Here is a 23,533-nt window from a genome sequence, read left to right on the forward strand (position 1 = left end):
GTAAGTTACTCAGTTACGATCGTCTGGACCTGCGCAGGACCGGGGTTATACCAGCCCCAGCCCGGGTAACCATAACGATAAGGATGCGGACCCCACATCCACGGGTCAATCGGCTGAGGCGGCATGATCACCTGCTGTGCCAGACGCCAGCGTTTATACCCATTGACCTGCATGGTCATGAATTTATAAGGCGTGTTGCCGATTTTACCCTGCACGGCGCCGGTTATCGGTCCGACGACGGTCACCAGTTGCCCACGGAAATCAACGGGATCGAGGAAACCACTGACATCCGCATAGATGCGTCCCCGGGAGGCCTCACCAAGTACGGGTCGCGCACCGCTGTCCAGCGGCACGGTAGCAATCTCCAGCCGGGTTTTCCCCTGCTGGTTCTGCACCTCGATCACTTTCCCGCCGAAGCGCGCTTCCTGGCCGACGTAAAGCTCAGGCGCATTCATCACCCGAACCAGATCCTGCTGGGGCGTCGGGCTACTGCCCTTGATCGCATCAGGGACGGATACGCATCCGCTCAGTGCTATGGCAACCGCGCCTGCCATAAAAAGGCGTACTACTTTAGTCTGAACCGCCATGATGCGACTCCTTTTTCTCAGTTCCTGTTACTGAGATTCACTCGCGGCCCGGAAGTTTCTTCCACGCGACGGTGTTTCGCAAATAAACCGGCTCCGCGTGTTCAACAGCAACGGTTTTTCCTGCTGCGAGCAGCTGAGTGGCAATCGGAAGCATGTCTTCCGCCGCTGGCAGCAGCATGTTGCCGTCCACCAGCGTCACGCCAGTGTCGTTCGCCATGTCTGGCCATGCCGGCCAGCCCGTCCCCACGGTCGCCCACTCGCCGGACAGTTGCTTAAGACGTTCAGTGACCGCGTCAGGTTTAAGTACCGCTTCTGTCTCTTCGCCGTGCCAGACGCCGTTCTCATCACGGGTATATTCCGCCCAGTAAACTTCCCCCATGCGGGCATCAATGGCAGCCAGCACGCGGGTGGCGCCCGTCATACGCCAGGCCCCCTGCGCCATCGTCGCAAGCGTAGAGACGCCGATCATCGGCAGGTCAGCGCCCAGCGCCAGTCCCTGAGCAATGCCAATACCAATACGGACGCCCGTAAAGCTGCCGGGCCCGCGGCCAAAGGCCAGGGCATCAAGGTCGGTTAAGGCGGTGTTGCCCTGAGTTAAAATGTCTTTTACCAGGGGCAGAATACGTTGGGTGTGTTCCCGTGGGCACTCTTCGAAATGAGCAGAAACAGCACCATCACTCAGCAGAGCAACAGAGCAAGCCTCTGTTGCGGTATCAATAGCCAGAATTCGCATCAGTCGTCGCGCTCTCGCAAGGGTCAGTCACAAAATGGCGCGCATCTTAGCACACTCCGGGGCAAATTACTCCGCCGTTGGGTTTGCCAGAAAACGCACCGCGCGTTTTATATCCCGCGTCCGTGGCGCTGGAGGGAGGCTCGCAAGGAAGGTTGCGCCGTATGGGCGCATGACCAGCCGGTTATCGCAGATAACCAGCACGCCGCGATCGGTCACGTCGCGGATTAAGCGCCCTACCCCTTGCTTGAGCGTGATGACCGCCTCAGGCAGCTGAACCTCGTCGAACGGATCGCCTCCGCGCAGGCGGCAGTCTTCCATCCGCGCTTTCAACAGCGGGTCATCCGGGGAGGTAAACGGCAGTTTGTCGATAATGACCAGCGAGAGCGTATCGCCACGCACATCCACCCCTTCCCAGAAGCTGCTGGTGGCAACCAGCAGGGCATTACCGGCGCTGACAAACTGCTGGAGCAGTTGTCCTTTGCTGGTTTCCCCCTGCAACAGCACCGGCAGGGTCATGGTGGCACGGAACTGCTCGGCGAGGTCACGCATCATGGCGTGCGACGTGCAAAGCATAAAGCAGCGCCCGTTGTTGGCCTCAATCATGGGCTTTAGCATCGCCGCCAGATGACGCGCGGCGCCCGGCTGGTTTGGCAGCGGTAAATTGCGCGGGACACAGAGCAGCGCCTGCTTTTCATAATCAAACGGGCTTGGCAGCAGCAGCGACTCCGCCTGCTCAATGCCGAGGCGCTCGGTAAAGTGGTGCAGATCGTCATTCACCGACAGGGTTGCCGAGGTAAAGATCCAGCTTCCCGGTTTCTGCGCCATCACCTCTTTAAATTTATCGGCCACGGTCAGCGGCGTAAGCGCCAGGGTGAAGTGGCGCGAGGTGCATTCATACCAGTAGCTGTACCCTGGCTGGTTGATTTCTTTCAGCCGTTTCAACCGTCCTCGGTACAACGTGGCGCGTTCGAAGGCGGCATCCAGCAGTGCGGAGCGACCAAGCGACAGCTTCGCGACGTCATAACAGAGTTCAAGGGCATCATCGAGCAGCAGCAGCGCGCGCTGGATGTTTTTGTCCGCCAGCAGCTCGCGCAGGTTACCGCGATAGCCGGGTTCACCAAGCTGTAAACGGAAATCCTGCGCGCTTTGCGCCAGGCGGTCGGCACACTTCTGTAACTGCTGGGTATCTTTGAGTTCGGTCCGGTAGGCGATGGTGAAATCTTTTGCCAGGTCCTGCAGCTGGCGGCTGGAGAGCGACTGGCCAAAATACTGGCTGGCGATATCCGGAAGCTGGTGGGCTTCATCGAAGATCATGACATCCGCTTCAGGGATCAGCTCACCGAAGCCGCTGTCCTTAACCACCATATCTGCGAGGAACAGATGGTGGTTGACCACCACCACATCGGCATCCATCGCCGTTTTACGCGCTTTCACCACAAAGCAGTCTTTATACAGCGGACAGTCGCTGCCGAGGCAGTTGTCGTTGGTGCTGGTCACCAGTGGCCAGGCAGGAGAGTCTTCCGGCACGCTCGCACAGGTGCTGATATCCCCCTCTTCCGTCTGGTTGGCCCAGGCGCGAAGGATAATCACGTCGCTCAGGGTCTGAACCGGCAGATCGCCGCCCGCCAGCGCCTGCTGTTCAAGGCGCTCCAGGCAAAGGTAGTTAGAACGGCCTTTCAGCAGCGCCAGTCGGCCCTTGTATTTCAGCGCTTTCGCCACGGTGGGCAAATCACGGCTGTAGAGCTGATCCTGCAGCGCTTTTGAACCGGTGGAGATAATGACCTTCTTTTTCGCCCGCAGCGCCGGAGCGAGATACGCGTAGGTTTTCCCGGTGCCGGTACCGGCCTCGACCACCAGCGGCTGCGCCTTGTCGATAGCGTGCGCTACGGCGTGCGCCATCTGCCGCTGAGGTTCACGCGGTTTGAAGCCGGGAATCGCTTGTGCTAACTGACCTTCAGGGGAAAAATCGTCTGCCACGGTGCTCTCTCACTGTATTTTTGCACAGGGATTATGTCAGTCCCGCCTCTCCAGTGCCACCCCAAATAGTGACGACGCCGGCACAATATGGCAGTCTTGCCGCCTGATGACGAAAAATAACGAGGAAACGTTTATGACGATTAAGCGCATTGATGCCGAAGCCCGCTGGTCTGATGTGGTGATCCACAACCAGACGCTCTACTACACTGGCGTACCGGCTAACCTGGACGCGGATGCCTTCGAGCAAACGGCCAACACGCTGGCGCAAATTGATGCCGTGCTGGAAAAACAGGGCAGCGATAAATCCCGCATTCTGGATGCGACCATTTTTCTGGCCAATAAAGATGATTTTGCGGCGATGAACAAAGCCTGGGATGCATGGGTGGTGGCGGGTCACGCGCCTGTACGCTGCACTGTACAGGCCACGCTGATGAAACCGGAGTATAAGGTCGAAATTAAGATTATCGCGGCGGTTTAAGCCCGATCACTCCTCTTGATCTTCTGGATCATCATCTTCGAATCGCGCCACAATCCGCTCGCCGGAATGACTGGCGCGAATCTCCTGAGCGACGACGGTAATCGCCTGTCCGCTGCTCATTCCCTGGGACATCAGTTCCTGAATTCGCTCAACCGCTTTCTGCTGCTGTTCATGGCTCAGAGAAGGTAAACCTGCAAACATCGTCAACTCCTGCTAAATTATTCGCGCTAATTATTTCACGCTGCCCGGTAGTATGCCACACATGAACATGCGCTTCCCCACTGTATTGACGTTGCCCTGGCGTGCTGACGCCGCGGAGTTCTGGTTTGCCCGCATAAGCCACCTTCCCTTTGCCATGCTGCTGCATTCTGGCCATGCGGATCACCCTTACAGCCGCTTTGATATTCTGGTTGCCGACCCGCTTAAAACGCTGACAACCAATGACCTGGCGCCGACGGATGATCCCCTGATGCAGCTTCAGCAAGCGCTCAACGCGTTGGGCTTATCCGCCACCCCAGACCCGGATCTCCCTTTTCAGGGTGGCGCGCTTGGTCTGTTTGGCTACGATTTGGGTCGCCGTTTCGAAACGCTGCCCGAGCATGCGCAGGCTGATATTTCCCTGCCAGACATGGCCGTGGGGCTGTATGACTGGGCGTTAATTGTCGATCACCAGAAAAAAACGGTTTCTCTGCTGAGCCATAGTGACGTGCAGGCGCGACTGGCCTGGCTTGAAGCGCAACAGCCCGCCCCGGCCCAGACGTTCAGGCTGACCTCCGGCTGGCGCTCGAATATGAGCGAGACGGAATACGCTGAAAAATTCGCGCGCGTTCAGGCGTATCTGCAAAGCGGCGACTGTTATCAGGTGAACCTTGCCCAGCGTTTCCAGGCGACTTATCACGGAGATGAGTGGCAGGCGTTTTCCCGTCTTAATGCCAGCAACAAGGCGCCGTTCAGCGCATTCGTACGTCTGCCTCAGGGCGCTATCCTCAGCCTGTCGCCAGAGCGCTTTATTCATTTGGCCGAAGGGGTCATTCAAACCCGCCCGATTAAAGGCACACTACCGCGTCTGGCGGACCCCAACGCCGATCGCCAGCAGGCGGAAAAACTCGCCGCATCGCCGAAAGATCGCGCCGAGAACCTGATGATCGTCGACCTGATGCGTAACGATATTGGCCGCGTCGCCGAACCCGGCAGCGTGCGCGTGCCGGAGCTGTTTGTCGTCGAGCCTTTCCCGGCGGTACATCATCTGGTCAGCACCATTACCGCGCGCCTGCCCGCCACGCGCACCGCCTGCGATCTGCTTCGCGCCGCGTTTCCGGGCGGCTCCATCACCGGAGCCCCCAAAATTCGCGCGATGGCGATCATCGACGAACTGGAACCGCACCGCCGCAACGCCTGGTGCGGCAGTATCGGCTATATCAGCCTGTGCGGCACCATGGATACCAGCATCACCATTCGTACCCTGACGGCCTGCGACGGCAATCTGTACTGCTCTGCAGGCGGTGGCATTGTGGCGGATAGCCAGGTCGAGGCGGAATATCAGGAAACCTTTGATAAAGTTAACCGTATCCTGAAACAACTGGAGAACTAACGGTGGAGAAAGAGAACCTGACGCTGGATGATTTTCTGTCGCGCTTTCAGCTTTTGCGACCGCAGGTCAACCGCGCCACGCTGAATCAACGTCAGGCGGCGGTGCTGATCCCGGTGGTGCGCCGGGAGCAGCCGGGGCTGTTGCTGACGCAGCGCTCGCCGCATATGCGTAAACACGCCGGTCAGGTTGCCTTTCCCGGAGGCGCGGTGGACAGCACCGATGCGTCGCTGATCGCCGCCGCGCTGCGGGAAGCCCAGGAAGAAGTGGCCATCCCACCTGAGGCGGTCGAGGTGATAGGCGTGCTGCCGCCGGTCGACAGCGTGACCGGTTTTCAGGTCACGCCCGTGGTGGGGATTATCCCGCCGGGCCTGCAGTATCACGCCAGCGTCGATGAAGTGTCAGCCGTGTTTGAGATGCCGCTTGAAGAGGCGCTCCGGCTTAGCCGTTATCATCCGCTGAATATTCAGCGTCGAGGGCATGATCATCGGGTCTGGTTGTCGTGGTATCAGCATTATTTTGTCTGGGGCATGACGGCGGGGATCATTCGTGAACTGGCGCTGCAAATCGGCCTGAAACCTTGACTATACTTTACATTCCATCCTTTTTTGCAGGTTTGCGATCCGCGTCGCGCTATTAGCAAAACCCATCGTTAACCATTAGTTTAATTCATGTGAATAGTTAAGCCGAGGTCGGTGTTCCCTCTTACACTATGCGCAGTTATAACATCGTTACTGGAACCCCGGTAACCCTGTCAGGAGTGTGAAAGTGATTAGTATATTCGACATGTTCAAAGTGGGAATTGGCCCTTCGTCTTCCCATACTGTTGGGCCTATGAAGGCCGGTAAACAGTTCGTCGATGATCTGGTCGAAAAAGGATTACTGGAAAGCGTTACCCGTGTCGCCGTAGACGTTTACGGCTCGCTGTCATTAACGGGTAAAGGCCACCACACCGATATCGCCATTATTATGGGTCTGGCAGGCAATATGCCGGACACTGTTGATATTGATGCCATCCCGGCATTTATCCGCGACGTGGAAACGCGCGGACGCCTGCTGCTGGCTAACGGCCAGCATGAAGTGGATTTCCCGCAGGATGACGGCATGCGTTTTCGCAGCGACAACCTGCCGCTGCATGAAAACGGCATGACCATTCATGCCTGGAGCGGTGAAAAAGAGATTTACAGCAAAACGTACTACTCCATCGGCGGTGGCTTCATCGTCGATGAAGAGCATTTTGGCAAAGACAGCGTTGGCGACGTCAGCGTCCCGTATCCGTTTAAGTCGGCTACCGAGATGTTGGGGTACTGCAAAGAGACCGGTCTTTCCCTGTCCGGTATGGTGATGCAGAACGAACTGGCGCTGCACAGCAAAAAAGAGATTGAAGACTATTTTGCTAACGTGTGGCAAACCATGCGCGCCTGTATTGACCGCGGGATGAACACCGAAGGCGTATTGCCTGGGCCACTGCGCGTGCCGCGTCGTGCCTCTGCCCTGCGCCGTATGCTGGTGACCACGGATAAATTCTCGAATGACCCGATGAACGTGGTCGACTGGGTAAACATGTTTGCCCTGGCGGTTAACGAAGAGAACGCCGCCGGTGGCCGTGTCGTGACGGCGCCAACCAACGGTGCCTGCGGCATCGTTCCAGCGGTACTGGCCTACTACGATCACTTTATTGAGCCTGTCACGCCCGATATCTATATCCGCTATTTCCTCGCGGCAGGGGCCATCGGCGCGCTGTACAAGATGAACGCGTCCATCTCCGGTGCGGAAGTGGGCTGTCAGGGTGAAGTGGGCGTTGCCTGCTCGATGGCTGCCGCCGGTCTGGCTGAACTGTTGGGTGCAAGCCCTGAACAGGTTTGCGTGGCGGCAGAGATTGGTATGGAGCATAACCTCGGTCTGACCTGTGACCCTGTCGCGGGCCAGGTACAGGTACCGTGCATTGAGCGTAACGCGATTGCCTCTGTCAAAGCGATCAACGCCTCACGCATGGCGATGCGCCGTACCAGCGAACCGCGCGTGTCGCTGGATAAGGTCATCGAAACCATGTACGAAACCGGCAAAGACATGAACGCGAAGTACCGTGAGACGTCGCGTGGTGGTCTGGCTATTAAGGTGCAGTGCGACTAATACTCGCTTTCGCCCATCTGCAACGGATGGGCGAATTTCCCCCCTCTTTCTCGTCTCCTTTCGCTTTCCCCACTACACTTTTACTGTTGCGTCCGGCTTTTGGGGCTGGTGGCTTATCAGGCGACCGTTCATGCAAACTGCACAAACGATCATTAAACATTACCGCCGAAAACGCGTTATCGTCTGTGTGACGGTTGCGATCCTTACGCTCATTCTGACCCTGGGCGCTCGCTTTATTTCTCAGCGCAACGTTAACCAGCAGCGGGTACTCGACTTCAGCAGCCATACCGTTCGCTCTCTGGATAATCTTCTCCTTTCGCTGGAAAAACGCCGCAGCGTGTTCCAGCAGCTGGTGGGTCAGCCCTGCCCTCAGGCACATTTGGCCCTGCGAAAACAGGCGGCCATTTTGCAAACGGTACGCTCCATTGCCCTGATTAAAGACGGTATCCTGTATTGCTCCAGCGTTTTCGGCAGCCGTAATATTCCCATCCGCGACTTTCTCCCGGAATTACCCGCCAGCACGGCGAAGCTGATTTTATCGACCGATCGGTGGCTGATGAAGGGCAGTCCGATCTTGATCCAGTGGAACCCGGTGTCCCAGGACGGGGAAGATGGCGTCATTGAGATCATTAATATTGATTTGATCACCAGAATGATACTGGAGCCCGAGCGTCCACTTATTGATGATGTGGCGTTATCCGTGGGCGATCGTTTTTTGCGCTATGGTCAACGGGTCACCGATAGCCTGACTTTCGAAAAGGCTGGCGCGCTTGTTCAGCTGTCATCCACCCACAACCCCTTCTCCATCATCGTCAGCGGGCCAGGTCCAGGAGAGCTGGCCCTGAAGACCCTGCCCGCGCAGCTTCCGTTGGGTCTTATGCTGAGCCTGCTGCTGGGCTATCTCGCCTGGCTGGCGACGGCGAACAGGATGAGTTTCACGTGGGAGATTGATATGGGCATTGCGGCCCGGGAATTCGAGCTTTTCTGCCAGCCGCTGGTGAATGCCCGTACTCAGGCGTGCGTCGGCGTTGAAATTCTGCTGCGCTGGAATAACCCACGACAGGGGTGGATCTCCCCGGAAGTGTTTATTCCTCTGGCGGAAGAACATAATCTGATTGTCCCTCTGACACGCTATGTCCTCGCCGAAACCGTACGTCAGATAGGCTACTTTCCTTCCAGCGCCGGTTTTCACATCGGCATTAACGTCGCTGCCAGCCATTTCCGTCACGCGGTGTTGTTACAGGACCTGAACCGCCTCTGGTTCAGCGCTAACCCGCGTCAGCAGCTGGTGATTGAATTAACAGAACGGGATGCTCTGCCGGATGCGGAATATCGTATTGTGCGCGAACTGCATCGCAAAGGGGTGAAGCTTGCCATCGACGATTTTGGTACCGGAAACAGCTCCCTCTCCTGGCTTGAAAAGCTGCACCCGGACGTACTAAAAATCGACCAGTCGTTTATCACCGCCATTGGCACCGACGCCGTGAATTCAACGGTGACGGATATCATCATTGCACTGGGTCAGCGACTCAATATAGAACTGGTGGCTGAAGGGGTCGAAACAGAGGAGCAGGCGCGATATCTGCGCCGCCATGGCGTATCGGTCCTGCAGGGATTTTACTATGCGCGGCCGATGCCGCTGAGAGACTTTCCACAATGGCTGGCGGGAAGTGCTCCCCCGCCAGCACAGCATAACGGACACATTGTGCCCTTAATGCCCCTGCGTTAAGCAGAGCTATTCTTCTTCATCGTGGACAGATTGTTCTTTAACAATACGGACCATATCAACGCGATAGTCGTTGGCTTCAACAATGGTAATGTGCAGCGGCGGCAACTCAATCACATCCCCGATACGCGGGATTTGCCCGTTCACGGCGATAACCAGACCGGCAACGGTCGCGATGTCTTCTTCATCGTTGACCACGTTTTCCACCCCGAGCGTATGCGAGAGCGCGTGCAGGTCGGTCGTGCCTTTAACCAGCCAGCCTTCGCCGTCGGCGACGATCTCAGGCGTTTCGTCAGCATCCGGGAACTCACCGGCAATCGCTTCCAGCACGTCAAGCGGCGTGACCAGACCCTGCACCACACCGAACTCGTTGGTGACGATAACGAAGCTGCCGCGTGCGCGTCGCAACACGCCCAGCAGGTTGATCGGATCCAGCGTTTCCGGCACAACAATCGCAGGCGATGCAGCCGCAATGGCTTCGACGTTGACGCCCTCTTCCAGGGCCACCAGCATCTCTTTCGCGCGCACGACGCCGATGATCTCATCCAGTTCACCGCGACACACCGGGAACAGGCTGTGCGGTGAAGAGAGCAACTGCTGACGAATTTCATCCACGCTCAGGTTCGCATCGACCCAGCTGATTTCCCCGCGCGGGGTCATGATTCCGCGCAGCGAACGGGAAGCAAGGGAGAGCACGCCGTTGATCATGTAGCGCTCTTCTTCTACAAACGCCCCTTCCGGAACCGGCACCGGATTACGGTTTTCAGTATCAGACTGAACGTTCACCTGGCGACGACCGCCCATCAGACGCAGAATGGCATCCGCGGTACGGGCACGCAGCGGCTGATTCGACTGCTGCTTAATAAAGTTCCGGCGCGCAATCTGGTTGAACAGTTCAATCAGGATCGAGAAGCCAATTGCGGCGTACAGATAACCTTTCGGAATATGGAAGCCAAAACCTTCCGCTACCAGGCTCAGACCAATCATCAGCAGGAAGCTCAGACAGAGCACAACCACCGTCGGATGTTGGTTGACGAAACGCGTCAGCGGTTTCGACGCCAGCAGCATGACCGCCATAGCAATGACCACAGCCGCCATCATCACCGGGAGATGGTTCACCATGCCGACCGCCGTGATTACCGCATCCAGCGAGAAGACCGCATCCAGCACGACGATCTGCAGCACCACCACCCAGAAACTGGCGTAGCCCTTACCGTGTCCATCGTCGTGCTGACGGTTTTCCAGCCGCTCGTGGAGTTCCGTGGTCGCTTTAAAGAGCAGGAATATCCCCCCAATCAGCATGATTAAATCACGCCCGGAGAAGGTGTAATCCATGACGGAGAACAGCGGTTTTGTCAGTGTGACCATCCAGGAGATGACGGAAAGCAGTCCCAGTCGCATGACCAGCGCCAGCGAGAGGCCAATCAGACGCGCTTTATCACGCTGTTTTGGCGGCAGCTTATCCGCAAGGATGGCGATAAACACCAGGTTATCGATGCCGAGAACGATCTCCAGCACCACCAGCGTGAGCAATCCCACCCAGATTGACGGGTCCATTAAGAATTCCATGACAAGCTCCTGCTAAAGGAATGACGAAACGGTGCCCCACTCAACGTGGGCAAAACAGAGGAAGACAGAGTCGGTACATGGCGAGGATCGCCGGTGAAAAAGGCGCAAATTGGCCTGAAAGATGATTGACGTCGGTGACGGTCCATATAGTGGGCTGTAGCCCTATACTCCTGAACAGGTAAACGGAGGCTAAACATATCAGAGACACCAGGTTTTAAGCAAAGATTTACGTTCTTTTGCAAAAACGCAATATGACTAAATTTGTGTTGAGAATTTTCTCGACCGGGAAAGCTAAATTACGGATCTTCATCACATAAATTATTTTTTCACTGTCTAAAATAATTCGCGGAAGTCTTAGTTTTTTGAACTCTAACCCTTATCTGAATCGATTCGGTTCGCCAATACGATTCTCAGTACGTCTGCCCGGCAGGCGTATTAATGATAATAAAAGGAGGTAGCAAGTGACCATTGCTATTGTCATAGGCACACATGGTTGGGCTGCTGAGCAGCTACTCAAAACGGCAGAGATGCTGTTGGGCGAGCAGGAAAACGTCGGCTGGATCGATTTCGTTCCCGGTGAAAACGCCGAGACGCTGATTGAGAAGTACAACGCTCAACTCTCGAAGCTGGATACCAGCAAAGGCGTGCTGTTTCTCGTTGATACATGGGGCGGCAGCCCGTTCAATGCTGCCAGCCGTATTGTCGTCGATAAAGAGCATTATGAAGTCGTCGCCGGCGTTAACATTCCCATGCTGGTGGAAACCTTTATGGCGCGCGACGACAACCCGACGTTTGATGAGCTTGTCGCCCTGGCGGTTGAAACGGGCCGTGAAGGCGTGAAAGCCCTGAAAGCACAGCCGGTTGAGAAACCCGCTCCCGCGGCAGCAGCACCGAAAGTGGCTACACCGGCAAAACCCATGGGCCCGAATGATTATATGGTCATCGGCCTTGCACGTATTGATGACCGATTAATCCACGGCCAGGTGGCAACGCGCTGGACTAAAGAGACCAACGTTCGCCGCATTATCGTCGTCAGCGACGAAGTTGCCGCCGACACCGTACGTAAAACCCTTCTGACTCAGGTTGCTCCTCCTGGCGTCACCGCGCACGTGGTGGATGTCGCCAAGATGATCCGCGTTTACAACAACCCGAAATACGCGGGTGAACGCGTAATGCTGCTGTTTACTAACCCGACAGACGTTGAGCGCATTGTTGAAGGCGGCGTGAAAATCACCTCCGTGAACATTGGGGGCATGGCGTTCCGTCAGGGCAAAACGCAGGTCAACAACGCCATTTCAGTCGATGCGAAAGATATCGAGGCATTCAACAAGCTGAATGCGCGCGGTATTGAGCTGGAAGCCCGTAAAGTTTCCACTGACCAGAAACTGAAAATGATGGATTTGATCGGTAAAGTTGGGAAATAAGCCCGCGCCGGTTTTTCACATAAAGCTTATGTAATAGGAGAAGTACAATGGAGATTACCACTCTTCAGATTGTGCTGGTGTTCGTCGTCGCATGTATTGCGGGTATGGAATCCGTACTTGATGAATTTCAGTTCCACCGTCCTCTGGTGGCCTGTACGTTGATTGGTGCCGTTCTGGGTGATATGAAAACCGGTATCATCATCGGGGGTACGCTGGAAATGATCGCCCTCGGCTGGATGAACATCGGTGCTGCCGTTGCGCCAGATGCCGCGCTGGCCTCCATCATTTCGACCGTTCTGGTTATTGCCGGTCATCAGAGTATCGGTGCAGGTATCGCTCTGGCCATCCCTCTGGCCGCAGCAGGCCAGGTTCTGACCATTATCGTACGTACCATCACCGTTGCTTTCCAGCACGCGGCGGATAAGGCGGCCGAAAACGGCAACCTTACGGCACTGTCCTGGATCCACGTTTCATCCCTGTTCCTGCAGGCGATGCGTATCGCCATTCCGGCGGTTATCGTTGCGATCTCAGTCGGTACCAGTGAAGTCCAGAGCATGCTGAACGCCATTCCAGAAGTGGTCACCGGCGGTCTGAACATCGCGGGCGGTATGATCGTGGTCGTTGGTTATGCGATGGTCATTAACATGATGCGCGCAGGCTACCTGATGCCGTTCTTCTACCTCGGCTTCGTGACCGCAGCATTCACCAACTTCAACCTGGTTGCACTGGGTGTCATTGGTGCCGTCATGGCAATTCTCTACATCCAGCTCAGCCCGAAATATAACCGCGTTGCGGGTGCCCCAGCGCAGGCTGCTGGTAACAACGATCTCGATAACGAACTGGACTAACAGGTGAGCGAAATGGTTGATATGACAAAAACTACCACCGAGAAAAAACTCACTCCGGGTGATATTCGTGGCGTGTTCATCCGTTCTAACCTGTTTCAGGGTTCATGGAACTTCGAACGTATGCAGGCGCTGGGCTTCTGCTTCTCCATGGTACCGGCGATCAAGCGCCTGTACCCGGAAAATAACGAAGCACGACGTCAGGCGATTAAGCGTCACCTGGAATTCTTCAACACCCATCCATATGTAGCCGCGCCGGTTCTGGGCGTAACGCTGGCGATGGAAGAGCAGCGTGCCAACGGCGCAGAGATTGACGATGGTGCGATCAACGGTATCAAAGTCGGTCTGATGGGTCCTCTGGCCGGTGTAGGTGACCCTATCTTCTGGGGTACGGTTCGTCCGGTCTTTGCAGCACTGGGGGCGGGGATCGCCATGAGCGGCAGCCTGCTCGGTCCTCTGCTGTTCTTTATCCTGTTCAACGCAGTGCGACTGCTGACACGTTACTACGGCGTGGCCTACGGCTACCGCAAGGGCGTGGATATTGTTAAGGATATGGGCGGCGGCTTCCTGCAGAAACTGACCGAGGGGGCGTCAATCCTGGGCCTGTTTGTGATGGGGGCACTGGTGAACAAGTGGACGCACGTGAACATCCCGCTGGTGGTATCGACCATCACCGGCCAGGATGGTCAGACCCGCGTCACCACCGTGCAGACTATCCTGGATCAGCTGATGCCGGGCCTGGTACCGCTGCTGTTGACCTTCGCCTGTATGTGGCTGCTGCGTAAGAAGGTGAACCCGCTGTGGATCATCGTTGGCTTCTTCGTCATCGGTATCGCGGGCTACGCTGTCGGCCTGCTGGGTCTGTAAAGCAGTAACGTGAGACGCCGGGGGCTTGCCCCCGGTTTTTTATCGCTTATCCGGAGGATGAATGACTGTCACGGACATCGTACTGGTTTTATTTATTGTTGCCCTTCTGGCTTACGCTATCTATGACGAGTTCATTATGCCTCGCCGCCACGGCGAGACGCTACTGACCCTTCCCCTCTTACGCCGCGGACGCATTGATGCGTTTATCTTCGCGGGTCTGGTGGTCATTCTGATCTACAATAACGTCACCAGCCACGGTGCAATATTAACCACATGGTTATTATGTGCGCTGGCATTAATGGCGATTTACCTTTTCTGGATCCGTTCGCCAAAACTCATTTTTAAAAAACATGGATTCTTCTTCGCCAACGTATGGATAGAATATAACCGCATTAAAGAGATGAATTTATCCGAAGACGGTGTGTTAGTGATGCAATTAGAACAACGCCGCCTGCTCATCCGGGTCAAGAATATTGATGACCTTGAGAAAATCTACACATTACTCCTTAAAACTCAATAAGTTAAATTTATAGCATCGGCTATATATTACGCTATTTTCTCACCCTGAATATAGCCGTTGCTATATCTGCTATCCTCTTTTGACTTATATTCATTAACGATATTTTCACGCACAAACCTAAATGAAAATCGTTATCAAGAGAGCGAGTAAATTAAGCCTTCCTCGATGTTGTTTTATATTCTCAAAATATGTTAAGGTTGCGCCCGTCGTTGGGGAGTAGCCGATTTCCTGCACGCAGGAAATGTACGTGTCAACATACTCGTTGAAAAACGTGGCACGTACGGATCGCTTTCAGCACGCTTACGGTGCAAAAGAGATCAGGCGAGACCATAGATACATCAACTGCTGTTTACTGGGGGCAGTGATGTGTCATATGGATATCCCCGGTCTGGACGCTGTTATGAATATCTCCGCTACGATCCTTCTCGCTTTTGGCATGTCCATGGACGCTTTTGCTGCCTCCATTGGCAAGGGTGCCACGCTCCACAAACCTAAATTCTCAGAAGCACTGCGTACCGGGCTGATTTTTGGCGCCATCGAAACGCTGACACCGCTCATCGGTTGGGGTCTGGGTATGCTCGCCAGCCAGTTCGTGCTCGAGTGGAATCACTGGATCGCGTTCGTTCTGCTGGTGTTTCTCGGTGGCCGAATGGTCATCGAGGGTTTTCGCGGCGGGGATGATGAAGGTGCGGAACCGCAATACCGCCATGGATTCTGGCTGCTGGTGACAACCGCTATCGCCACAAGCCTTGACGCCATGGCCGTCGGGGTGGGTCTGGCTTTCCTGCAGGTTAACATTATCGCCACTGCGCTGGCCATTGGGTGTGCAACATTGATTATGTCCACGCTGGGCATAATGGTCGGACGCTTTATCGGCCCGCTACTGGGTAAACGCGCCGAGATCTTAGGCGGTATCGTTTTGATCGGCATTGGTGCTCAGATCCTCTGGGCACACTTCGCGGGTTAAGCGTCGCGCTGCCAGACATGGATACTGAAATCTGTCTGGCAGCTAAACGTCGTCCGGGCCGCTAGCGCCGCCCAAACTTCCGGTTTTGCCCGCCACGCGAACGGCGTCATCTGCAACAGTGCTACCGCCTCCTGCCCCTCCAGATCCATTTGATACGCCACTGACTGCTCCTGCTTCAGCGTAAAACCGGCCAGCTGTTCAGAATGGGGGGCATGCAGACGCACGTCATCATAGATGAGCCCTTTCAGTTCCATCAGGTGACGCGGGCCGGGTGTGACGGTGATGACCCATCCGCCGGGTTTCACCACCCGTGCAAGCTCTTGCGCTTTACAGGGAGCATAGATGCGGATGATAGCGTCCATACTGGCATCTTCGAACGGCAACCGGTGGCTTGAAGCCACGCAGTACGTCACGCCAGCGTAGCGTTTAGCCGCCGCGCGAATGGCCACTTTCGACACGTCGAGACCGAATGTTACGGCCCCCTTCTCACGCGCCACTTCCGCAAACCGCGCGGTGTAGTATCCTTCTCCACAACCGATATCCAGCATGGCGGACGCCGAATCAGGCAACATATCATCCAGCATCTGCGCAACTGTCTCCCGCAGCGGCAGATAGTGTCCGGCATCGAGAAATGCACGGCGTGCCTGCATCATCTCCGCACTATCGCCCGGATCGCGGGAGCGCTTATGCTGCACCGGCAGAAGATTCACATATCCTTCTTTCGCCATATCAAACTGATGTCCCTGCGGACAACGATAACTTTTATCTGAGCGCATCAGCGACGCATGACAAAGGGGGCAACTGAAGGACATGGCAACTCCGGGGCATAAACCAAAGGGCGAAGTGTACCGCTATTCGCCCCGCTATAAAACGGCTGGATTACCGCATGACGATAAGGTGGTCAGAACCGGCCGGGAGGCCATCAGGTTTTATATTCTCCAGGCGCAGCACGTTGCCCATGATTTCGCTGAAAACCGGCGCTGAAACCGCCCCACCGTAGTAGGCCCCGTTTTGAGGCTCGTTAATCACCACGACCAGCGCAAAACGCGGATCGCTCGCAGGCGCGACGCCCGCGGTATAGGCGACATATTTATCGACATATTTGCCGCTGTCATCAATCTTCTTCGCCGTACCGGTTTTTACCGCCACGCGGTAATCACGCACCGCGGCCTTAACGCCACCGCCACCGGGTAGCGCAACGCTCTCCATCATATGCTCCACCTCATGCGCGATCTCCTCCGGCATAACGCGGTGCCCGATAACGGGGGGATCGATGCGGGTGATCGACAGGGGACGCTCCAGTCCAAATCCGCCAATCGTCGCATAGACGTGGGCAAGCTGGAGCGGCGTCACCATCAGGCCATAGCCGAAGGCAAAGGTCGCGCGGTCGAGCTGGCTCCAGTACTTACGCTGTGGCAACAGGCCCGCGCTCTCCCCCGTTAAGCCAAGACCCGTGTTCGTGCCAAAACCAAAGTTCCGGTAGGTATCAAGAAGGTGCTGTATGGGCATCGCCAGCGAGAGCCGGGAGACTCCGGTATCGCTCGATTTCTGCAGGATCCCGGTCATCGTCAGCTCCGGGTAGTAGCCCACGTCGCGAATACGGTGTCCATCAAGTGTATAAGGATGGGTGTCAATCACGCTGTCCGGCTGGACCAGCCCCTGCTGCAGCGCCGTCATCAGCACCAGCGGTTTAACGGTCGAACCGGGTTCGAACGTATCGCTAATAGCCCGGTTACGAAAATCGTTAATTGTCGCGCCTTCCCGGTTATTGGGGTTGAAGTCCGGGTAACTCGCCATGGCGAGTATTTCGCCGGTTGGGATATTGATCAATACCGATGCCCCTGATTCGGCCTTATTCCAGGCCACGGCATTATCCAGCGCGTCTTCGGTAATGGTCTGTAGCCGCTCGTCGATGCTGAGCTGAATGTTATGCGCTGGCGTGGGCGCAACTTCCGTCAGGTTTTCAACCACCCGGCCGTAGCGATCCTCCCTTACCTGTCGGACACCCGCTTTACCCGTCAGCTGAGTATTAAAGCTTTTTTCCACCCCTTCAATGCCCTGCCCGTCAATATTGGTGAAGCCAATCAGATTGGCCGCCACGTGGCCTGCCGGGTAAAAACGGCGCGATTCATCACGCAGGTTAATTCCCGGCAAATTCAGTTTATCAATCCATTTGGCCTGCGCAGGATCAACCTGACGAGCCAGGTAAATGAACCGGCCCCTGGGATTGGCGTTAATGCGCGAAGAGAGGGTATTCAGGGAGAGATGAAGCGCGCTCGCCAGCGCCTGCCAGCGATCGTCAAAACCAACGCCCCCTTTTGCGAGTACCGTTTTAGGGTCGGCCCATACGGCTCTGACGGGCACGCTGACCGCCAGAGGTCGGCCTTCACGATCCGTGATCATCCCTCGTGGAGCATCAATCGTCAGCTGACGCAGCGATCGCATATCTTCCTGCTTCACCAGGTTGTCAGGTTTGATGATTTGTAGCCAGGCAACACGACCCAGTAAAAAAGCCAGACTGCAGAAAATAGCAAAACAGAGCAGCGCAAAACGCGCTGGTGTGAAATTGCCAGCGCTCATAATTAATTTCTTTTTCACCTGAACCCCAGAGCTGTTAAACAACGCTCTGATTTAACGGGAAAGGATGCGCTGAGGGAGGCGAAACTGTGCTTCTAACCTCGCAGCTTTGCAACAAGTTGCTAACGAGACAGAGGATAGTCATATTTTGAAAGATAAGGGCATAAAAAAGCCCCGCATTGTGCGAGGCTTTATGTCTGAGATTGAAGTGCTACGCGCTTCAGTCAGCAGCGGTTCGATCAGATAGCAGTTACGTTAACTGCAGCTGGGCCTTTCTGGCCGTCCTGAATTTCGAACTCAACGTTCTGGCCTTCAGCCAGAGTTTTGAAGCCGTTACCCTGGATTGCAGAGAAGTGTACGAACACGTCTTTGCTGCCGTCAGCAGGAGTAATGAAACCAAAACCTTTAGACTCGTTGAACCACTTAACTTGACCTTTAATCTTTGCCATTTGCAAAATTCCTTAGAGTGTTTTCTTAGCCCGCAGGCATTGACTGAGATAAAACTGAGACATTACTGCATGAGGCACTAATATAAGGTTCGGCAGAGAAGCGGTATTCAACGACAACGTGTTTACTCAGGACTTCTTTACTGAAAATGCCACACATAAACAGAACTGTACCTCGTTTGACCCAAAACGTGTTATCACACACTATGTTTAATATGGCAAGCCATTTTTAAACATGTCTCGATCCGCCGCACAAATTCGAACACTGTCTGTAAGGATTTGCACAATTATGCGCGATACACACAGACAGCTTATCGCTCTTACACAGGCTCTACGGTGCTTTCGCAAGCACTGTAATCTAAGACTTTTTTAACATAGCTCAATCATTACAATGCGTCCAGCAACCGTGAAAAGAAATCTTCGGAATTGATTGAGTTAGAACAAATTGTGAAAACTTATGCTTAAATTATTGCAACGGGGGCGTATTGTTTCAGGAAAAACTCAATGTTAATAATCCGCACCGAACTGTATTAAAATGCAGCAGGTAATAAGGAGGGTTATGCACCAAAATAATGAAATTTTTATGACGCTGCATCAAAACAAGGCAAGCAAAACGTTTCGATAAAAATAAAACATTTTTGAGCGTAGATACATACAGAATATATGCAACAATTCATCGCTTCGTTTATAAGGATAAATAATCGCCAGTTTTCAGTATCCTGAAAGTACTATTAACTGGTGCTAAATTATCTGCCTTGCCACTTAACGCGTTTTCAGGGAGGGATTACACCTGGACTGAACCAGACCACAGTCCCTCCCGGGACACGGCAATCAGCGCTCAGCCACCAGACGGATAAAATCGTCCTGATCCTGGTTGTTTTCAGCGACAGCCTCTTTTGACTCGTCTTTCCCTTCCAGTTCGTTAGCCTCGCACAGACGACGCAGCAGCGCATTCTGACGCTTTTGCTGATCGAGCAGCGCTTCCAGCAGTTCAATCTGCTCGTTTGTACGGGAACTGGCACGGTTCACGAAAAAACACATGACCAGACCCACCAGCAGAACAACCAAAGAGATCATCAGGGATGCTACATTCAGCAACCCTGAGTTCAGTAACTCACCCATTTCACCACCTCAATAAAAACGCCTATTTTACCACTGGTGCGAAGGAAGGAAATCACCTTAAGAAAAAATGCGTGCTACCACGGGATAAACTTATTGATTGCGCAAACGCCGCTAAAAAACTGTACATCCTGATCGCACATCACATTGATCGTCTGCGTCCATAACACCACGCACGCTATCAGTACGACAATCAGAATCACCCAGCGTATTTTTTTCACTCCACACTCCGTCTAAAGACCTGATACAACCAGGTTATCACGGTGACCTTAAACAAGGACTAACTGTACCAACATCAGGTCTTTTTCAGAATCCTGCACTTGTTTCATTACGTAAACCGTTTAGGCTAGCCTCATGATAACAACGATAAAAGAGGTAACAATGCGCGTAATCATTCGAACGATTATAGTACTGGCGATACTCTGGATTGGACTTTTGTTAACCGGCTACGGTGTGCTTGTGGGAAGCACCGAAAATGCAGCAGGCTTAGGTATTCAGTGTAAGTACGTAACAGCACAAGGCGTAAGCACGGCGCAGTATCTCCATTCTGATAGCGGCATCATTGGTTTAACCAACTGCCCGGTACTGAGAAAGATGTCCGTAGTGGTTGATAATGGCTAACTGGCCTGGTTAACCACTGACGAAAAACGCCGCAGAAGATGCGGCGTTTTTTTATGCTAAAACGCGTTAAAAGGGATAGTCGTGATAGCCCATCTGCTCGGAAATCTTACGCGCGGCAGTGTGCAGAATAGCCACATACTCGTGCAGACGCTCTTCTGAGAAGCGCAGGGTTGGGAAAGAGATACTTAAACCCGCGATCACCACGCCAAAACGGTCAAACACCGGAACGCCGATGCAGCGCAGCCCTTCTTCCTGCTCTTCGTTATCTTCGCCGTATCCTTGTTCACGCACCTTGTCGAGTACCGTTAACAGTTCATCAGTATTGGTAATGGTTCGTTCCGTACTGCGTTTATATTCCACACCATCAAGGATCTGCTTCACCTCTTCGCGATCGCGCCACGCCAGCAGAACCTTGCCAATTGCCGTGCTATAAAGCGGGTTGCGGCGGCCAATGCGCGAATACATACGCAGGTTGTACATGGAGTCGATTTTATGGATGTAAACAATGCTGTCTTCATCCAGTGCACCCAGGTGGATGGTCTCTTTGGTCAGACGGGAGATCTCACGCATCTGAATGTCCGCGCTGCGGATCAAATCAACGTTTTGCAGCGCCCGGGCACCCAGTTCGAACAGCTTTAGCGTCAGAGAGTATTTTTCAGACTCTCCTTCCTGCGCTACATAACCCAGTGACTTCATGGTTTGCAAAAAGCGGTAAACGGTGCTTTTCGACATCATCACACGCTGCGACAACTCTGTAATACCAATTTCACGCTCTTCTCCGAGCGCCTGTAAGATGCCAAACACCTTCAGCACGGAAGAAACAGAATCTGGCTGTTTATCCAAATCCGCAATTGCCATTTACCACCTCATAGAGAGTGTTTTATAAAAATCAGAACCGGTTTTTATTATAAATTCCTGTGATGTTACCTGCAATCAATGCGCGTTTGTTTCGTTACAAATCTGCGACATATAACGGCGTTAACAGTGCTAAAATCGTTACCCTGAGAATAATTTCACCCTGAGCTTTTTATCCCCGATGGAAAAGAACCTTTCCGATGGTCTGCCTTTGCCCCTGCGGTACGGCGCCATTGCTACGATTATTATTGGGATCTCAATGGCCGTCCTTGATGGCGCGATTGCGAACGTTGCCCTGCCCACTATCGCCAGCGACCTGCAGGCATCCCCGGCCAGCTCGATATGGATTGTTAACGCCTATCAGATTGCGATTGTGATTTCCCTGCTCTCCTTCTCTTTCCTCGGCGACATGTTCGGCCACCGTCGGGTCTATCAGTGCGGCCTGGTGGTGTTCACCTTTACCTCGCTGTTATGCGCCCTGTCTGACTCATTGCACACGCTGACGCTGGCGCGCATAGCGCAGGGCTTTGGAGGTGCGGCGCTGATGAGTGTAAATACGGCATTGATCCGCTTGATCTATCCGCAACGCCACCTTGGACGCGGGATGGGAATAAACTCGTTTATAGTCGCGGTTTCCTCCGCCGCCGGACCAACAATTGCAGCAGCCATACTTTCTGTCGCCTCATGGCAATGGCTCTTTGCCATAAACGTGCCGCTGGGTATCGTGGCTATCTTCTTTGCCCTGCGTTTTCTTCCTGCTAACGGCCCCAAAAGTACCATGCCGCGTTTTGACGTCCCCAGCGCAGTGATGAATGCACTGACCTTTGGTCTGCTGATTACAGCCCTGAGCGGCTTTGCTCAGGGGCAATCCATGGCGCTTACCGGCATCGAGCTTATCGCCCTGCTGGTAACAGGATTCTTCTTTGTTCGCCGTCAGCTCGCCCTGCCCGTTCCTTTGCTGCCGGTAGATCTGCTGCGTATCCCCCTCTTTTCGCTCTCCATCTGTACGTCCATTTGCTCGTTCTGCGCTCAGATGCTGGCGCTGGTTTCTCTGCCCTTCTTTCTGCAAAGCGTGATAGGACGTTCGGAGGTGGAGACCGGGCTGCTGCTAACGCCCTGGCCACTGGCGACGATGGTGATGGCGCCGCTGGCGGGTTACTTAATTGAACGTATCCATGCCGGTTTGTTGGGTGCGGTGGGACTGGCCGTCATGGCAACCGGCCTTTTCGCGCTGGCACTGTTACCGTCATCACCCAGCGATCTGGACATCGTCTGGCGCATGATCCTCTGTGGTACGGGGTTCGGCCTGTTTCAGTCCCCCAATAATCACACCATCATCACCTCTGCGCCCCGTCACCGCAGTGGCGGCGCCAGCGGGATGTTGGGAACTGCGCGCCTTCTGGGGCAAAGCAGCGGCGCGGCGCTGGTTGCCCTGATGTTTAACCTTGCCGGGCAAAACGGTAACCACGTTGCGCTGCTCACCGCCGGCGCGCTTGACACCCTCGCGGCCATCGTCAGCGGTCTGCGCGTTACCCAGCCCAGGGTTCAGGCATAAAAAAAGCCGGGCGGAGAATACGCCTGCCCGGCTTATTGTGACGCTTCGCGTTACTTCAGGTATTCCCCACTGCGCAGCGCTTCAATACGTTTATCCAGCGGCGGGTGAGACATAAACAGCTCACTGAGCGACTTTGATTTACCGTTGATGCAGAAGGCCATCATGCTGTTCGCTTCCTGCGGCTCGTAGCTGGTTTTCAGGCGCTGCAGGGCAGCAATCATCTTCTCGCGTCCCACCAGTTTCGCAGAGCCGGCATCCGCGTGGAATTCACGGTGGCGCGAGAACCACATGGTGATAATACTCGCCAGAATACCGAACACCAGTTCCAGCACCATCGACACGGCGAAGTAGATCAGCGGGTTACCGTTGCTCTCTTCACCTTCATCACGGTTGCCGCCCATAAAGCCCGCCGCAATCTGCGCCAGGATACGGGAGATAAAGATAACGAAGGTGTTCACCACGCCCTGAATCAGCGTCATGGTCACCATGTCGCCGTTGGCAATATGGCTGATTTCGTGAGCGATGACCGCTTCGGCTTCGTCACGGCTCATGTTTTGCAGCAACCCGGTGCTGACAGCAACCAGCGATGCATCACGACGGGCACCCGTGGCAAACGCGTTAATATCGGGCGCATGATAAATGGCCACCTGCGGCATGGCGATCCCGGCCTGACGGGATTGCTGAGCCACCGTATTCATCAGCCACTGTTCCATATCGTTACGCGGCTGCTCAATCACCTCACCGCCGACGGATTTCAGCGCCATCCACTTTGACATCAGCAGGGAAATGAACGAGCCACCAAAACCAAACAGCAGCGCCATAATCAACAGACCCTGAACGCTGCTCGACTGAATTCCTGTCAGGCTTAGCACGAGCCCGAAAACCACCATCACCGCCAGGTTGGTGAGCAGGAAGAGCGCGATTCGCATCATAATTTTCTTTTAAC

General features: G+C 54.6%; 24 protein-coding genes, 1 pseudogene and 1 riboswitch. Of the genes and pseudogenes, 12 read left to right on the top strand and 13 right to left on the bottom strand.

Annotated elements, in window-relative coordinates:
- Positions 1-5: 5 nt before the first annotated feature.
- The 3 genes from BFV64_RS13465 to BFV64_RS13475 form a co-directional block, all read right to left on the bottom strand.
- Entirely contained in the window at positions 6-587 is a 582-nt protein-coding gene (locus BFV64_RS13465) for a Slp family lipoprotein (RefSeq protein WP_014884269.1), read from the bottom strand.
- A 37-nt stretch (positions 588-624) separates the two neighbouring features.
- A complete protein-coding gene (tsaB, locus tag BFV64_RS13470; protein WP_014884270.1) occupies positions 625-1,320 on the bottom strand; it encodes a tRNA (adenosine(37)-N6)-threonylcarbamoyltransferase complex dimerization subunit type 1 TsaB in 696 nt (231 codons plus the stop codon).
- Positions 1,321-1,386: 66 nt separating this feature from the next.
- The gene (locus BFV64_RS13475) at positions 1,387-3,297 is read right to left on the bottom strand and encodes a DNA repair helicase YoaA (protein WP_023330632.1); all 1,911 of its coding nucleotides are present in this window, start codon (positions 3,295-3,297) and stop codon (positions 1,387-1,389) included.
- A 133-nt stretch (positions 3,298-3,430) separates the two neighbouring features.
- Here BFV64_RS13475 and BFV64_RS13480 point away from each other — a divergent pair, with 133 nt between their 5' ends.
- Positions 3,431-3,775 carry a RidA family protein gene (locus BFV64_RS13480; protein WP_014884272.1) on the top strand — a complete coding sequence of 115 codons (345 nt, stop codon included), beginning with the start codon at positions 3,431-3,433 and terminating at the stop codon, positions 3,773-3,775.
- Between the two features lie 6 nt (positions 3,776-3,781).
- Here BFV64_RS13480 and BFV64_RS13485 read toward each other — a convergent pair whose 3' ends face one another.
- Positions 3,782-3,976: a YoaH family protein gene (locus tag BFV64_RS13485; protein WP_014884273.1), complete on the bottom strand. Its 195-nt coding sequence runs from the start codon at positions 3,974-3,976 to the stop codon at positions 3,782-3,784.
- A gap of 61 nt (positions 3,977-4,037) precedes the next feature.
- Between BFV64_RS13485 and pabB the strand changes: the two genes are divergently transcribed.
- From pabB to BFV64_RS13505, 4 genes are all read left to right on the top strand, one after another.
- A complete protein-coding gene (pabB, locus tag BFV64_RS13490; RefSeq protein ID WP_047344673.1) occupies positions 4,038-5,366 on the top strand; it encodes an aminodeoxychorismate synthase component 1 in 1,329 nt (442 codons plus the stop codon).
- Positions 5,367-5,368: 2 nt separating this feature from the next.
- Positions 5,369-5,947: a CoA pyrophosphatase gene (locus BFV64_RS13495; protein WP_069602183.1), complete on the top strand. Its 579-nt coding sequence runs from the start codon at positions 5,369-5,371 to the stop codon at positions 5,945-5,947.
- Positions 5,948-6,131: 184 nt separating this feature from the next.
- A complete protein-coding gene (gene sdaA / locus BFV64_RS13500) occupies positions 6,132-7,496 on the top strand; it encodes an L-serine ammonia-lyase (protein ID WP_023330634.1) in 1,365 nt (454 codons plus the stop codon).
- 130 nt (positions 7,497-7,626) lie between these two features.
- Entirely contained in the window at positions 7,627-9,225 is a 1,599-nt protein-coding gene (locus tag BFV64_RS13505) for an EAL domain-containing protein (RefSeq protein WP_069602184.1), read from the top strand.
- A 6-nt stretch (positions 9,226-9,231) separates the two neighbouring features.
- On the opposite strand, the gene yoaE is transcribed toward BFV64_RS13505, so the two are convergent.
- Entirely contained in the window at positions 9,232-10,791 is a 1,560-nt protein-coding gene (gene yoaE, locus BFV64_RS13510) for a CNNM family cation transport protein YoaE (protein WP_014884278.1), read from the bottom strand.
- Positions 10,792-11,252: 461 nt separating this feature from the next.
- Between yoaE and manX the strand changes: the two genes are divergently transcribed.
- From manX to mntP, 5 genes are all read left to right on the top strand, one after another.
- Positions 11,253-12,215, top strand: a complete 963-nt coding sequence (gene manX, locus BFV64_RS13515) for a PTS mannose transporter subunit IIAB (protein WP_014884279.1) — start codon at positions 11,253-11,255, stop codon at positions 12,213-12,215.
- 47 nt (positions 12,216-12,262) lie between these two features.
- Positions 12,263-13,063, top strand: coding sequence for a PTS mannose transporter subunit IIC (gene manY, locus BFV64_RS13520; protein ID WP_008500490.1), 801 nt, complete (start codon positions 12,263-12,265; stop codon positions 13,061-13,063).
- 12 nt (positions 13,064-13,075) lie between these two features.
- Positions 13,076-13,927 (top strand): PTS mannose transporter subunit IID, encoded by an 852-nt coding sequence (locus BFV64_RS13525; protein ID WP_006810994.1) that lies wholly within the window; start codon positions 13,076-13,078, stop codon positions 13,925-13,927.
- A 61-nt stretch (positions 13,928-13,988) separates the two neighbouring features.
- Complete coding sequence (locus BFV64_RS13530) at positions 13,989-14,447, top strand: DUF986 family protein (RefSeq protein ID WP_047026974.1); 459 nt, start codon at positions 13,989-13,991, stop codon at positions 14,445-14,447.
- A gap of 199 nt (positions 14,448-14,646) precedes the next feature.
- Positions 14,647-14,837: riboswitch (yybP-ykoY riboswitch) on the top strand.
- 10 nt (positions 14,838-14,847) lie between these two features.
- Complete coding sequence (gene mntP / locus BFV64_RS13535; RefSeq protein ID WP_014884281.1) at positions 14,848-15,414, top strand: manganese efflux pump MntP; 567 nt, start codon at positions 14,848-14,850, stop codon at positions 15,412-15,414.
- Here the strand turns inward: mntP and rlmA are convergent.
- From rlmA to mgrB, 6 genes and pseudogenes are all read right to left on the bottom strand, one after another.
- Positions 15,411-16,226: a 23S rRNA (guanine(745)-N(1))-methyltransferase gene (gene rlmA, locus BFV64_RS13540; protein WP_045134181.1), complete on the bottom strand. Its 816-nt coding sequence runs from the start codon at positions 16,224-16,226 to the stop codon at positions 15,411-15,413. The genes mntP and rlmA overlap by 4 nt on opposite strands.
- Before the next feature lie 67 nt (positions 16,227-16,293).
- Positions 16,294-18,012, bottom strand: a complete 1,719-nt coding sequence (gene ftsI, locus BFV64_RS13545) for a peptidoglycan glycosyltransferase FtsI (RefSeq protein WP_032629033.1) — start codon at positions 18,010-18,012, stop codon at positions 16,294-16,296.
- Between the two features lie 218 nt (positions 18,013-18,230).
- Complete coding sequence (gene cspE, locus BFV64_RS13550; protein ID WP_001062678.1) at positions 18,231-18,440, bottom strand: transcription antiterminator/RNA stability regulator CspE; 210 nt, start codon at positions 18,438-18,440, stop codon at positions 18,231-18,233.
- 12 nt (positions 18,441-18,452) lie between these two features.
- Positions 18,453-18,597: pseudogene (locus BFV64_RS13555) on the bottom strand (DUF2627 domain-containing protein).
- A 671-nt stretch (positions 18,598-19,268) separates the two neighbouring features.
- Entirely contained in the window at positions 19,269-19,559 is a 291-nt protein-coding gene (locus BFV64_RS13560; RefSeq protein ID WP_069602185.1) for a YebO family protein, read from the bottom strand.
- A gap of 74 nt (positions 19,560-19,633) precedes the next feature.
- Complete coding sequence (gene mgrB / locus BFV64_RS13565; protein WP_014884286.1) at positions 19,634-19,777, bottom strand: PhoP/PhoQ regulatory lipoprotein MgrB; 144 nt, start codon at positions 19,775-19,777, stop codon at positions 19,634-19,636.
- Positions 19,778-19,937: 160 nt separating this feature from the next.
- On the opposite strand from mgrB, the gene BFV64_RS13570 reads away from it, so the two are divergent.
- Entirely contained in the window at positions 19,938-20,177 is a 240-nt protein-coding gene (locus BFV64_RS13570; protein ID WP_014884287.1) for a YobH family protein, read from the top strand.
- Positions 20,178-20,243: 66 nt separating this feature from the next.
- On the opposite strand, the gene kdgR is transcribed toward BFV64_RS13570, so the two are convergent.
- Positions 20,244-21,035, bottom strand: a complete 792-nt coding sequence (gene kdgR / locus BFV64_RS13575) for a DNA-binding transcriptional regulator KdgR (protein WP_014884288.1) — start codon at positions 21,033-21,035, stop codon at positions 20,244-20,246.
- Between the two features lie 178 nt (positions 21,036-21,213).
- Here kdgR and BFV64_RS13580 point away from each other — a divergent pair, with 178 nt between their 5' ends.
- On the top strand, positions 21,214-22,587 hold the full coding sequence (locus tag BFV64_RS13580) for an MFS transporter (RefSeq protein WP_069602186.1): 1,374 nt from the start codon (positions 21,214-21,216) through the stop codon (positions 22,585-22,587).
- A 50-nt stretch (positions 22,588-22,637) separates the two neighbouring features.
- Here BFV64_RS13580 and htpX read toward each other — a convergent pair whose 3' ends face one another.
- Positions 22,638-23,519 carry a protease HtpX gene (gene htpX / locus BFV64_RS13585; RefSeq protein ID WP_014884290.1) on the bottom strand — a complete coding sequence of 294 codons (882 nt, stop codon included), beginning with the start codon at positions 23,517-23,519 and terminating at the stop codon, positions 22,638-22,640.
- Positions 23,520-23,533: the final 14 nt, after the last annotated feature.

Source organism: Enterobacter kobei (assembly GCF_001729765.1).
Lineage (GTDB): Bacteria > Pseudomonadota > Gammaproteobacteria > Enterobacterales > Enterobacteriaceae > Enterobacter > Enterobacter kobei.